This window comes from Neorhizobium sp. 2083 (assembly GCF_031455615.1).
In the GTDB taxonomy this organism is placed as follows: Bacteria; Pseudomonadota; Alphaproteobacteria; order Rhizobiales; family Rhizobiaceae; genus Neorhizobium.
In genome coordinates this window covers 653,160-665,976 of the sequence record NZ_JAVDTC010000003.1, presented here as the reverse complement: position 1 = coordinate 665,976, position 12,817 = coordinate 653,160, and the positions used below count along the sequence as shown (strand labels likewise).

Genomic DNA, 12,817 nt, shown 5'->3' with positions numbered 1-12,817 from the left:
TCAAGAAATATTCGTTATGATCAAACTCATTTCGTCAGACTGGTATACACTTTTGGGAGCTCTCCCTCTATGGACGATTGTCATATTTTCCCGCATCATCATGAAAGGTAAGGAGAAGGTGGCGATTTGACCAACGAGACAACTAGGGACGGCACCAAGGACGGGGCTACGCAGAGCGCCGTGGAAACCGCCTATCACCGCATCCGACATCTGATCCTCACCGGTGAGCTGCGCTCCGGCGCCAAGCTTCTGGAGAATCAGCTCGCCACGGCGATCGGTGTGTCCCGCACCCCGATCCGCGAGGCTTTGAACCGGCTGAACGCCGAGGGCCTCGTGGTGCTCGAACGTTATCGGCGGGGCATCGTCGCGGACTTTTCGCTGGACGACGCGGTGGAAATCTTTCGGCTGCGCGCCATTCTCGAAGGCCATGCGACCAGCCGCGCCGCTACCCGCATTTCGGAAGCCGACCTGCAACGCTTGCAGGAGCTGGAGCGGGTGATGGAGACCCAGTTCGAAGAACTGGGCTGGAACGAACATCTGGAAGGTTTCGACAAACTCAACGCCGAATTTCACGCGGTGATCGCCGCCGCCGCCGAAAGCCCGCGGCTCGAAAAGATCCTTGCCTCGTCGCTGGAACTGCCGGCCTCGATCTTCAACCGCTATTCCGAACCGGTCGAGGTGCGCACGCGACGCACCCACGCCCAGCACCGGGAAATCCTCGCGGCGCTGAAGGCCCGCAATCCGGAATGGGCTCAGGCCGCCATGAACGCCCACCTCTTCTCACTGCTGCCGACCGCTTCGGGTTCGCTGGAGCATGAAGACAGCCGATAGGCCGCTTACCGGTTGGTCGCCATCCAGATGACATGGCGGCCGCCGCGCTTGCCATTGGCCCGCACATAGATCTCTTCGGCGGCAAAGCCCACATCCCGCAATCTGCGCGTAAAGGCGGCGTCGGGTGCCGAAGACCAGACGGCCAATACGCCGCGCGCGCGCAGCGCAGCCTTGGCGGCGCGAAGCCCGGCATGGTCATAGAGGCTGTCGTTGGAAGCGCGGGTCAGCCCGTCGGGGCCGTTGTCGACATCGAGCAGGATAGCGTCGTAGGCGGCCTTCCGCGATCGGATCAATGCGCCGACATCTCCGACATGGATTTCGACACGCGCATCGTCAAGCGTCCCCTTATGAAGGTCCGCCATCGGTCCGCGCGCCCAATCGACCACGGCCGGCACGAGTTCCGCAACCGTCACCCCGGTATCGTCCGGCAGGGCCTGCAAGGCTGCCCGCAACGTGAAACCCATACCGAGTCCGCCGATTAGCATGCGGGCATTCCCGCGCCCGGCGATCCGCTCGCAAGAAAGCGTCGCAAGCGCCTCTTCCGAACCGCTGAGCCGGCTGTTCATCAGTTCCGTCGACCCCAGCATGATCGAGAATTCGGCCCCGCGCTGCTTCAGGCGCAGCTCGCCGCCCTCGCCGGGAATGGTTGCGCGGTCAAGCTGTATCCAGGGAAGCATCGGCATGTCTCATTGTCTTGTGTCGATGCCTCCTAACACAGACTGCGGAGGAAAAACACAAGCTCGGCCGCCGTCACGGCCGAATGCGTGACGCGACGGGACCGGTGGGTCTCCGGTCGCCTGCTGCGGAGGAAATGTCAGTGCCTCGATCAACACAGAGGCAAACTCTTCAAGTTCGCCATCGGTGAGTTCCGAACAATCCTCTTCATTTCGAAGATCATCCGAATGCGCGTCGTCGTTTTCTGGAATCATGTCTCGCCCCAACCCGTGGCGAACATGCACGGAATGAAGCAAAGCGCATCATGTTTTTTATTGCTGGGCTGGAAAATAAGAAGGCCCGCGCCTTATCCCCCTGCGCGGGCCTATCCTAAGACGTAACCTCTTCTACGCTCGACTTAGGATGACTTCATTGTACTCCTCAATGCGCAGTCCTCAATTCGTCCAAAAGGCCTAGCACAAGGGGTATAGCCCCGCAGGGGAGCGGCCGGCTTTTTTTGGGGCGCCGGCCGCTAAGACCGCGGCGACTGGGGGGTGCAATGGTGCGGTCCTGAGCAACAATGACGGCATTCGCGATCGCACATCAAGCTGAACCTTGGGTGGTCTGGCTACGCCCAAAGGCTTGAGAGGCTTATGGAGATCATCAAACCGCCATACCCGCTCAAGCCGCTTTGCCGGCTGCTACGCTGCGAAGATAGGGCATCACCTCTTTGGAATAGATCTCCATGTTCTTGCGGGTCAGCTCCGCCGGCAAGGTGCCGAACTGCAGGAGCGTGAGCAGATGACCGAAGCCGATCTGGCTTTGGTACTCCTCCAGTCTTTCGCGCACCGTCGCCGGGCTGCCGCAGATGAACTTGCCTTCCTCGATGACGCTGTCGATCGTCTGCTTCATCGCATGGCCGGCCTTGGCCGACATCGCCCCCACCATCGACTTGACCGAGGTGTAGCCGGGCGGCAGCAGCATTTCCATCGGCATGCGGAGGAACTTCTGCAGGAAGGCTTCGATATGCTCCTTGGCTTCGCGGCGGGCGATCTCGTCTGTCTCGGCCACATAGAGCGGGAGCGACCAGCCGAGCTGCTCCGGGGTCGCCTCGTAGCCGTAACTGGCGGCAACATCCTTATACATTTTCATGTAGCGGGCGACGGTCGAAACCGAGGCGAAGGTCTGCAGATAGGTATATTTGCGGTCCGGATGGGCGGCCCATTCGATCGTCTCGCTGGAACCCTGGCTTGGGATCCAGATCGGCGGATGCGGACTGTCCTGGTAGACTCGCGGCCAGACGTTCACGTAGTCGAAATTGTAGTGCTTGCCTTCGAACACGCTCGGACCAGGTTGCGTCCAGGCCTGCAGGATCAGGTCGTGGGCTTCCTGGAACCGCTCATGGCTGAAGGCCGGGTTGACGCCCCAGGAATGGTATTCGGCGCCGATGCCGCGCACCATGCCGGCGATCAGGCGGCCGCCGGTGATGTTGTCGACCATCGCGAATTCTTCCGCGACGGTAAGCGGATTGTTCAAGAGCGGCAGGGCGCGGCCGAGAATGGCGATCTTGACGTTCTTGGTGCGGCGGGCGAGCGCGCCCGCCATGACGCCGGGGATCGGCATCAACCCGTAGGCGTTCGAATGGTGCTCGTTGACGCAGATCCCGTCGAAACCTAGCTGGTCCGCATATTCGAGTTCGTCCAGATAACGGTTGTAGAGCTGGTGGCCCTTCTTCGGGTCGAAGTAGGTGTTCGGCAACGTGACCCAGGCGGAATTGTGCATCTCGTCATAGGAGAGATCGAGATCCGCATAGGGCATGAGGTGCATGAAGTAGAATTTCATCGCGTAACCTCCCCGATGAAGCCGTTGACCAGTTCGACGAAACGGTCCGTCTTTTCGATCTGCGGCGCATGCCCGCAATTCTCGATGATCTCCAGCCGCGAGTTCGCAATAAGGTCGCGCCACGCCGGAGCGTAACCGACCGGCATCGCCTTGTCGTCGTCGCCCCAGACGATCAGCGTCGGCACCGGAATGCGATGCAGCCACTTGTGCAGATCCGGGTTGAGGAACCGCGGTTCCCAGGCGAGCTTTGCGAAGGTCAGCTTGTTTCTCAGAAGGATTTCCATCGCTTCCTTGGAGGGCGGCGGAGCCGCCAGCATCGCTTCGGCAAAGGCCTGATCGTGGAAGAGGTTACGGGCGGTCTCCTCCGGGCTCCACATGAAGACATCGCCTTTGCGAACGCCCTTCACGCGGATGCCGGCCGGCGCCACGACGGTAAGGGAGGCGAGTTTCGTCGCATTGCGAATGGCGATCTCGGCCGCCAGCCAGCCGCCGATCGACGTGCCGACGAGGTTCACCCCGTCCAGGCCGAGATGGTCGAGGAAATCCAGATAGAAAAAGGCGAGATCCGAGATGTTGTCGAGCCATTCGGGATTGTCGGATACGCCAAATCCCGGGTGTTCCGGCACAATCACCGCATGGGTCTCGGAAAGTTGTTCCATGAATGGCAACCAGTGCGAAGCTCCGCTCGCACCGTGCAGGAAAAGAAGCGGCGAGCCCTTCCCTTTCCGCATGATCCGGATCTTCGTTCCGCTGATGGTTTCAAAGCTTTCGGCAAAGCTCATCGGTTTTCCCGCCCTCCCAAGCGCTGCTTCCCGCAGATGGCGAGCACTCCCCGGCACCCGCCCCAAAGACCTGAATGAGGGGCAATCTGTATAACCTTGGCAGGCGGGTCAATATGACTCTGTCAAATTTTGATTGATAATAGCAAATTTCTAACTTGCATCTTCGGCAATTGCATACAAAGTAGGCTCCGCTTGGGCGGGGAGGATCATGCTCGTCCGGGTCGCAGGGAGGCGGAAATGCGAGCCGAAAAACTGTTCGATCTCAAGGGCCAGGTGGCAATCGTCACCGGAGCGGCAAGCGGCCTCGGTCTGGCGATCACCAAGACGCTGGCAGCCAATGGCGCGCATGTCGCGCTGCTGGATCTCAACGCGGAAACGCTCGCCACCGCCTATCAATGGCTGAACGGCCAGGGTTTTTCTGCCGAGAGTCACCAGGTGGATGTCTCCGACAGCGCGAGCTTGCGCAATACGATCGATGGCATCGCCGAAAAACATGGCCATCTCGACATCCTCGTGGCCAACGCCGGCATCAGCGGCGGGCCGAATTCCCGCACCGAAGCCGGCGCCATCGAGAATGTCAGCGACGAGTTGTGGAACAAGGTGGTTGACGTCAACCTCACCGCCACCTTCGTCGCCATCCAGTCGGCCGCCAGGCATATGAAGAAGCAAAAAAGCGGCCGCATCGTTGCGATCGCTTCGATCGCCGGCATGCGCGGCGATCCGATGACCGGTTACGCCTATGCGTCCAGCAAGGGCGCCGTCGTCAATCTGGTCAGGCAGGCCTCCTGGGAGCTGGCGCCGTATAACGTGCTGGTCAACGGCATCGCCCCCGGTCCCTTCCGCACCAATATCGCCGGCGGCCGCATCCGCGAACCGGAGATAGAAAAGGCGTTTGCCGACACCGTGCCGCTCGGCCGTATCGCCGAGACCGACGAGATCATGGGGCTTGCACTTCTTTTGTCTTCGAAGGCTTCGAGTTTCATGACCGGCGCGGTGATCCCGATCGATGGCGGGACGGTTGCGATCTGAGCTGGTGTGAAATGTCGGAATTGACAATATCAGGGTCCCTGCTTTATCCCCTTTGATGAGGAATGGGGGACCCGGGTTTGAGAAAAGCCCGCAGCTGATGGATGCCGGTTGCATTCGGCTGACAATCTTGGAGGAAAGACATGAACATTGCGACCAATCCAGCCGCCTCGGCCGATGCCTACGTTTCCGCGCGGCTGCTGATCGACGGTGTCTGGCTGGAGAATGGCGACCGCAAGACTCAAGCCATCATCAATCCGGCCACCGAGAAGGCGATCGGCATCGTACCGCATGCGACGGCGCAGGATCTCGACGGGGCGCTGGAAGCCGCCAAGCGCGCCTTTCCGTTGTGGCGCGCCACCAGCCCTCGCGAACGTGGCCGTATCCTGAAACGTGCCGCCCAGCTGATGCACGATCGGCAGGAGGAAATCGCTACCCTTGCGACCCTCGAAATGGGCAAACCGATCGCCGAGGCGCGGCTGGAAACCCATTTCGCCACGGAGGAAATGGAGTGGTTCGCCGAGGAAGGCCGACGCACCTATGGCCGCGTCATCCCGGGCCGCATCGGCGAAACCCGCTTCCAGGTGGTCAAGGAACCGGTCGGCCCGACCGCAGGCTTTTCGGCCTGGAATTTCCCCATCGGCAATGCCGCCCGCAAGATGGGCTCGGCGCTCGCCGCCGGCTGCACGATGATCTACAAGCCCGGCGAAGAGGCCCCGGCATCGGCTGCAGCCGTCGCCCAATGCCTTCTCGATGCGGGTGTTCCCGCAGGCGTCATCGCGGTCGTCTACGGGGTGCCCGATTTTATCTCGCGCCACCTGCTTGCCTCGCCGGTCATCCGCAAGATCTCCTTCACCGGCTCCGTCGCGGTCGGCCAGCACCTCATCCGCTTGGCCTCCGAGGGCCTGAAGCGCACCACGATGGAGCTCGGCGGCCATGCGCCGGTGCTCGTCTTCGACGATGCCGACCAGGCGGCCGCGCTCGACATGTCGGTGCAGCGCAAATACCGCAACGGCGGCCAGGTCTGCGTCTCGCCGACACGCTTCTACGTGCAGGACAAGTCCTACGAGGCCTTCTGCGCCGGCTTCGCCGAGCGTGCCTCGAAGATCAAGGTCGGCGACGGGCTCGATCCGGCAAGCGGCATGGGTCCGCTGGTCCACGGCCGCCGCCGCGACGCGATCGAGGCGCTGGTACAGGACGCCACATCCAAGGGCGCGAAGCTTCTGACTGGCGGCCACCGCATCAACAACGAGGGTTTCTACTTCGCCCCGACCGTTCTCGCCGATGTGCCGAGCGATGCGCGGATCATGACCGAGGAGCCGTTCGGCCCGGTCGCCGTGCTCAACCGTTTCTCGGATTTCGACGATGCGGTCACCAAGGCGAACGAACTGCCCTACGGTCTCGCGGCCTATGCGTTTTCCAATTCGCACAAGACGATCGCAAAGCTATCCGACGCGCTTGAAGCGGGAATGGTCGGCATCAATTCCTTCAACATCTCCATGCCTGAAACGCCGTTCGGCGGGGTCAAATACAGCGGCCACGGTTGCGAAGTCGGGATCGAAGGCGTCGAGGCCTACATGGTCACCAAAACGGTCAGCGTAAGCTGATCCGCCCAGTCGCATCGCCTGAGGACGAGTTCCCAGCGGGTTTTCAAGAATTTCCACGAGGATACAGCATGAAATACGAAAAACCGACCGGAACATTTGCCGCCGAGGCTGTGCTGACCCACATGAAGGCCGCCGGCATCGATGTCCTCTTCGCCAATGGCGGCACCGACTTTCCGTCGATCATCGAGGCATTCGCACGCCAGTCCGAAACCGGCCTGAAAATGCCGGAAGCGCTCGTCATCCCGCATGAGGGCGTCGCGGTGGGCATGGCGCACGGCTATTACCTGATGACGGCGAAGCCCGCCGGCGTCATCGTCCACGTCAATGTCGGCCTTGCGAATTCGGTGATGGGCCTGATCAACGCCCGTTCCGAAAATGTGCCGGTCATGATGTTCTCCGGCCGTACGCCGATCACCGAACATGGCCGTTTCGGCTCGCGCTCCTCGCCGATCCATTGGGGCCAGGAAATGTTCGACCAGGGCGGCATGATCCGTGAAGTGGTCAAGTGGGATTACGAACTGCGCTATCCGGAACAGGCCGGCATCGTCATCGACCGCGCCGTAAGCATCGCCATGAGCGAGCCGCGCGGACCGGTCTATCTCAGCCTGCCGCGCGAGGCGCTGGCGGAAGGCGCCGAGATCGAGGCAGGCCAGCGGTCGACGGTCTCGCCGACCACCTATGGCCCGGCCGATCCGGCACTGGTCGCCGAGGCGGCCGAGCTGCTCGCCAAGGCGAAGAACCCGTTGATCATCAGCCAGAGCCCGGAACTCGGGACCGATTTCGAACCGCTCGCCGGCTTCGTCGAAAAATTCGCGCTGCCGACGGTGGAAATGTGGGCGACGCGCCTGGCACTGCCGAGCGACCATCCGATGATGATCGGCCGCGACTCGACGCAGGTCCTGAAGGAAGCCGACGTTGTCGTCGTCATCAATGCCGCCGTTCCGTGGATCTCCGACCATACGGAGCTTGCTGCCGGCGCCAAGGTCATCGCCATCGGCCCGGACCCGCAGCATAGCCGCGTGCCGATCCGCAGCTTCCCGATCGACGTCGCGCTTGCCGGCGGCATCAACAAGACGATCGCAGCTCTTGCCGCCGCGCTTGCCGAACGCGTGCCCGCAACCGAAACCTTCTCCGAACGCCGTGAAAAATGCGCCAAGGTGAAGGCCGCCCAGGCCGAAGCCGCCGCCAGGCGCGCTGCCGTGGGCAACGGCTCGCCGATGACACCGGCCTATGTCAGCCGCTGCATTTCCGACATCATGGACGAAAAGACGACGCTGGTGAACGAACTCGGCATCGACCCGTCGGTGATGGAGTTCAAGCATCCGAAATCCTTCTTCTCGACGCCGCTTTCGGGCGGTCTCGGCTTCGGCCTGACCGCGGCGCTCGGCGCCCAGCTCGGCGACCGCAGCCGCCAGGTGATCGCCACCGTCGGCGACGGTTCCTACATGTTCGCCAACCCGGTCGCCTGCCACCAGACGGCCACCGCCCTGAAGCTGCCGCTGCTCACCGTCGTCTTCAACAACGGCATCTGGAACGCCGTGCGCCGCTCGACGCTCTACATGTATCCGGACGGCAGCGCCGCGACCGCCAACACCATGCCGATTACCGCGCTCGACCCGGCTCCGGACTATGCCGCCGTCGCCCGTGCCCATGGCGCCCATGCCGAACGCGTCGAGACGGGTGCCGACCTGCCGGCGGCGCTGCAGCGGGCGCTTGCCGCGACCAGGAGCGGCCGGCAGGCCATGCTCGAAGTTATGGTTTCCTATTAAAGGGCGTCGGTCATGGGGGGAGCCGGGAGCGACGCAAGGACGATAGAAACGCTGGCGGAGCTCCGCCGGCGCTACCCTATGGTCGCAGACCTGGAGAAGCGGGCGAAGTGGCGGATTCCACGCTTTGCCTATGAGTTCCTCCAGGGCGGCGCGGGTGATGAAACCGGTCTCAATCGCAACCGGACGGCGCTGCAGGCGGTCGAAGTCGTACCGCGCTACGGGCTCGACGTGTCCAGGGTCGATACCTCGGTCGAGCTTTTCGGCCATCGTTACGCCGCCCCGATCGGCATTTCGCCGATCGGTTTCGACGGCATGATGTGGCCGGGTGCGACCGAGCGCTTCGCCAAGGCCGCCCAGGCCCACAACATCCCCTACATGGTCGGCACGCTCGCCTGCGCGGCGATCGAGAAAGTGGTGGAATGGGCACCTGACGTCACCTGGTTCCAGCTCTATCCGATGGCGCCGAACAACCATCAATATAGTATCGAAATGGCCGAGCGCGCCCGCGTGGCCGGCGCCAAGGTTCTGGTGGCGACGCTGGACGTGCCGGTTCGGGCAAAACGGCCACGCGATCTCAGGAATGGCCTCACCATGCCTTTCAAGCTCACGCCGAAGGCGATGATGGCGGCGGCGATCGCCCCCTTCTGGCTGGATGCGCTAAGACGCAAGGGCATGCCGACCTTCGCCAACATGGCGGGGTTTGCCGGCGCCCCGGACCGTGTCACCACCTCCACCTTTGTGCAGAAATATATAGGCGGCGGCTTCCCCTGGGAGCAGATCGTCCGCCTGCGCGACAAATGGCCAGGACCGATGCTGGTCAAGGGCGTCATGCATCCCGCCGACGCCGAAAAGGCGCTCGAACTCGGCTTGAACGGCGTGGTCGTCTCCAACCATGGCGGCCGCCAGTTCGATGCGGCGCCGGCAACGATCGACGTCCTGCCGGAAATCGCCCGCACGGTCGGCACGCGCGGCACTGTTCTGTTCGACAGCGGCGTCGTCTCCGGCGTTGACATGGTACGCGCGGTCGCCTGCGGAGCCCATTCGTCCTTTGCCGGCCGCGCCTTCATGCTCGGCCTTGCCGCTCTCGGTGACCATGGCGCCCCCCATATGGCGCAGGCCTTCATCGAGGAGTACCGCATCACGCTCGGCCAGAGCGGGCTGTTGAACACCGAACAGGCCCGCCGCGCGACCGTGCGCCATGCCGGCGCCTGGACGGCCAAGGATTTCCAACCTCACCCCTAATCGATCATGTCTCCTGGGAGGAGAAACCCATGAAAGTTGCCGACGCCATCGTGGAAATCCTGAAGCGCGAGGGGATCGAGATCATTTGCGGTTACCCCGTGAACCACGTTCTCGAACACGCGGCCATGGGCGATATCCGCCCGATCATCGTGCGCCAGGAACGCCACGGCCTGCATATGGCCGACGCCATGTCGCGGTTGAGCTCCGGCAAGACGATCGGCGTCTTCGCCATGCAGCTCGGACCGGGCACGGAAAACGCCTATGGCGGCATTGCCCAGGCCTATTCGGAATCCGTACCCCTGCTCGTCCTGCCGATGGGTTACGAGCGCCGCGTCGCGCATATCGACCCGAACTACAACGCGACCCGCTCGATGCGCGATATCACCAAGTCCGCCGAGCCGATCACCTCGGCGGCGGAAATCCCGAACATCTTCCGCCGCGCCTTCTCGAAACTGCGCAACGGCCGCGGCGGTCCGGTTCTGGTCGAGATCCCGAACGACATGTGGCAGGACGAAGTGCCGGAACCGCTGAACTACCGGCCGGTTCTCTCCACCCGCTACGGGCCGGATCCGGCCGCCGTGCGTGACGCCGTCGACCTGGTGCTCGCCGCCAGGCGCCCGATCCTCTATGCGGGCCAGGGCATCCATTATGCGCAGGCCTGGCCGCAGCTGAAACAGCTCGCGGAACTGCTGGCGATCCCGGTCTCGACCAGCCTCGAAGGCAAGAGCGCCTTTCCGGAAACCCATCCGTTGTCGGTCGGTGCCGGCGGTGCGGCGATCTCGAAGACGCTGCGTCACTTCCTCGACACGTCCGACCTGATCTTCGGCATCGGCTGCTCGTTCACCGAGACCGCTTTCGGCGTACAGATGCCGCTCGACAAGACTGTCATCCACGCGACGCTCGATCCCGATCACGTCAACAAGGATATCGAGGCGAAGGTAGCGCTCATCGGCGATGCGGCCCTGACGCTCGACGCCGTTCTCGCCGAACTTGAAGCCCGCAAGGTCTCACCGCGCGACCACACAGAAGTCGCCGCCGAGATCGCCAAGGTGCAGGAAGAGTGGCTGGCGGAATGGATGCCGAAGCTCACCGCGCCGGACGCGCCGCTCTCCCCCTACCGCGTGCTCTGGGACCTGCAGCACGCGGTCGATATCGAAAACACCATCATCACCCATGACGCCGGCAGCCCGCGCGACCAGCTCTCGCCTTTCTGGAAATCGGTGAAGCCGCTCACCTATATCGGCTGGGGCAAGTCGACTCAGCTCGGCTACGGCCTCGGCCTTGCCATGGGCGCCAAGCTGATGCATCCCGAAAAACTCTGCATCAATGTCTGGGGAGACGCGGCGATCGGGTTCACCGGCATGGATTTCGAAACCGCGGTGCGCGAGCGCATCCCGATCCTGTCGATCCTGCTCAACAATTTCTCGATGGCGATGGAACTGCCGATCATGAAGGTCTCGACGGAAAAATACCGCTCGACCGACATTTCCGGCGACTACGCCGCCTTCGCCCGCGCGCTCGGCGGTTATGGCGAACGCGTCACTGATCCCGCCGAGATCATCCCGGCGATCCACCGCGGCATCGAACAGACACGACAAGGCGTGCCCGTCCTCCTCGAATTCATCACGCGGCAGGAAATCGCCCGTTCGCGTTACCACCGCATGCTGACGGGTGAGAAGAAATGACCTCCCTGCAATCCACCATCGACGCCTTGAGGCTCCATTTCGGCGACCGGCTGTCGACCACCGAGGCGGTGCGGGAACACCACGGCCACGACATGTCCCGCCAGCCGACCCGGCTGCCGGATGCCGTCGTCTATGCGGAAAACGAGGACGAGGTGGCGCGCGTCGTTTCGGCGTGTTTCGAAGCTGGCATCCCGGTGACGCCGTTCGCCGCCGGCTCGTCGATGGAAGGACATACGATCCCACTGAAAGGCGGCATCTCGCTCGACCTCACCCGCATGAACCAGATCGTCCAGGTCAATCACGAGGATTTCGACTGCCAAGTGCAGGCGGGAGTGACCCGCAAGCAGCTGAACGCCCATATCCGCGACACTGGCCTGTTTTTCCCGATCGACCCCGGGGCTGACGCCTCTCTCGGCGGGATGGCCTCGACCCGCGCGTCTGGCACCACCGCCGTGCGCTACGGCACGATGCGGGAAAACGTGCTGGCGCTACGCGTCGTCACCCCCCAGGGCAAGATTATCACCACTGGCCGCCGCACCAAGAAGTCCTCGACCGGCTACGACCTTACCAAGCTGTTCGTCGGTGCCGAGGGCACGCTCGGTGTGATCACCGAGGTGACCGTCAAGCTGCACCCTATCCCGGAAACCATCGCATCTGCCGTCTGTGCCTTCGAGACGATGCGCGGCGCGGTGGAGGCGGTCGTCGCCACCATCCAGAGCGGCATCCCGGTCGCCCGCATCGAATTCCTCGACGAGGTCGCAGTCGAAGCCGCCAACCGGCACGCGGGCCTCACCCTCAAGCTCGCACCGACCCTGTTCCTGGAATTCCACGGCAGCCCGCGCTGGGTGGAGGAGCAGTCGAATACGGTGCGCGAAATCGCCGCCGATCTGGGCGGGTCTGATTTCCAGTGGTCGACCCGCACCGAGGACCGCGAGCGGTTGTGGAAGGCCCGCCACGAGACGATCTATTCCAACCAGACGCTGCGCCCTGGCTGCAAAGCCTTCACGACGGATGTCTGCGTGCCGATCTCGCGCCTGGCGGACGCAGTGCTCGCCGCTCGGGAGGACATCGACAATTCCTTCGTGATGGGCAAGATCATCGGCCATGTGGGAGACGGCAATTTCCATGTCGGCTATCTGATCAAGCCGGAAATTCCGGAGGAACTTGCAGAAGCCGAGCGGCTTGCCGAGCGCCTCTACCAGCGCGCCATCGACATGGGCGGCACCTTCAGCGGCGAACACGGCATCGGTATTTCGAAGCTGAAATACCTTCGCCGCGAACATGGCGACGCTGTCGATATGATGAACGCCATCAAGGCGGCGCTGGATCCGAAGGGTATCATGAACCCCGGCAAGCTCGGTCAGGTGGAGTAGAGACGG

The 12,817-nt window shown here is 62.9% G+C and carries 11 protein-coding genes; 7 read left to right on the top strand and 4 right to left on the bottom strand.

Translation table 11 applies throughout. The features are described 5' to 3' along the window. The first annotated feature begins 126 nt into the window (after window positions 1–126). Complete coding sequence (locus tag J2X76_RS15860) at window positions 127–831, top strand: GntR family transcriptional regulator (RefSeq protein WP_310217867.1); 705 nt, start codon at window positions 127–129, stop codon at window positions 829–831. Window positions 832–836: 5 nt separating this feature from the next. Here the strand turns inward: J2X76_RS15860 and J2X76_RS15855 are convergent, their stop codons facing one another. The 4 genes from J2X76_RS15855 to J2X76_RS15840 all read right to left on the bottom strand — a co-directional run bounded on the left by J2X76_RS15855 (window position 837) and on the right by J2X76_RS15840 (window position 4,058). Then, window positions 837–1,508 carry a hypothetical protein gene (locus tag J2X76_RS15855; protein WP_310217865.1) on the bottom strand — a complete coding sequence of 224 codons (672 nt, stop codon included), beginning with the start codon at window positions 1,506–1,508 and terminating at the stop codon, window positions 837–839. 9 nt (window positions 1,509–1,517) lie between these two features. Then, window positions 1,518–1,760: a hypothetical protein gene (locus J2X76_RS15850; protein WP_310217863.1), complete on the bottom strand. Its 243-nt coding sequence runs from the start codon at window positions 1,758–1,760 to the stop codon at window positions 1,518–1,520. A gap of 406 nt (window positions 1,761–2,166) precedes the next feature. Next, on the bottom strand, window positions 2,167–3,327 hold the full coding sequence (locus J2X76_RS15845) for an LLM class flavin-dependent oxidoreductase (RefSeq protein WP_310217860.1): 1,161 nt from the start codon (window positions 3,325–3,327) through the stop codon (window positions 2,167–2,169). Further along, window positions 3,324–4,058, bottom strand: a complete 735-nt coding sequence (locus J2X76_RS15840; RefSeq protein WP_310218074.1) for an alpha/beta hydrolase — start codon at window positions 4,056–4,058, stop codon at window positions 3,324–3,326. The genes J2X76_RS15845 and J2X76_RS15840 overlap by 4 nt, the downstream gene beginning before the upstream one ends. A 288-nt stretch (window positions 4,059–4,346) precedes the next feature. Here J2X76_RS15840 and J2X76_RS15835 point away from each other — a divergent pair, with 288 nt between their 5' ends. The 6 genes from J2X76_RS15835 to J2X76_RS15810 all read left to right on the top strand — a co-directional run bounded on the left by J2X76_RS15835 (window position 4,347) and on the right by J2X76_RS15810 (window position 12,811). Continuing rightward, window positions 4,347–5,138, top strand: coding sequence for an SDR family NAD(P)-dependent oxidoreductase (locus J2X76_RS15835; RefSeq protein ID WP_310217857.1), 792 nt, complete (start codon window positions 4,347–4,349; stop codon window positions 5,136–5,138). A 140-nt stretch (window positions 5,139–5,278) separates the two neighbouring features. Beyond that, a complete protein-coding gene (locus J2X76_RS15830) occupies window positions 5,279–6,742 on the top strand; it encodes an NAD-dependent succinate-semialdehyde dehydrogenase (RefSeq protein WP_310217854.1) in 1,464 nt (487 codons plus the stop codon). Window positions 6,743–6,810: 68 nt separating this feature from the next. Next, complete coding sequence (locus J2X76_RS15825) at window positions 6,811–8,511, top strand: thiamine pyrophosphate-requiring protein (RefSeq protein WP_310217852.1); 1,701 nt, start codon at window positions 6,811–6,813, stop codon at window positions 8,509–8,511. 78 nt (window positions 8,512–8,589) lie between these two features. Then, on the top strand, window positions 8,590–9,753 hold the full coding sequence (locus tag J2X76_RS15820) for an alpha-hydroxy acid oxidase (protein ID WP_310217849.1): 1,164 nt from the start codon (window positions 8,590–8,592) through the stop codon (window positions 9,751–9,753). After that, the gene (locus J2X76_RS15815; protein ID WP_310218073.1) at window positions 9,720–11,438 is read left to right on the top strand and encodes a thiamine pyrophosphate-requiring protein; all 1,719 of its coding nucleotides are present in this window, start codon (window positions 9,720–9,722) and stop codon (window positions 11,436–11,438) included. Before J2X76_RS15820 ends, J2X76_RS15815 begins: the two co-directional genes overlap by 34 nt. Next, the gene (locus tag J2X76_RS15810) at window positions 11,435–12,811 is read left to right on the top strand and encodes an FAD-linked oxidase C-terminal domain-containing protein (RefSeq protein ID WP_310217846.1); all 1,377 of its coding nucleotides are present in this window, start codon (window positions 11,435–11,437) and stop codon (window positions 12,809–12,811) included. The genes J2X76_RS15815 and J2X76_RS15810 overlap by 4 nt, the downstream gene beginning before the upstream one ends. The last annotated feature ends 6 nt before the right edge of the window (window positions 12,812–12,817 follow it).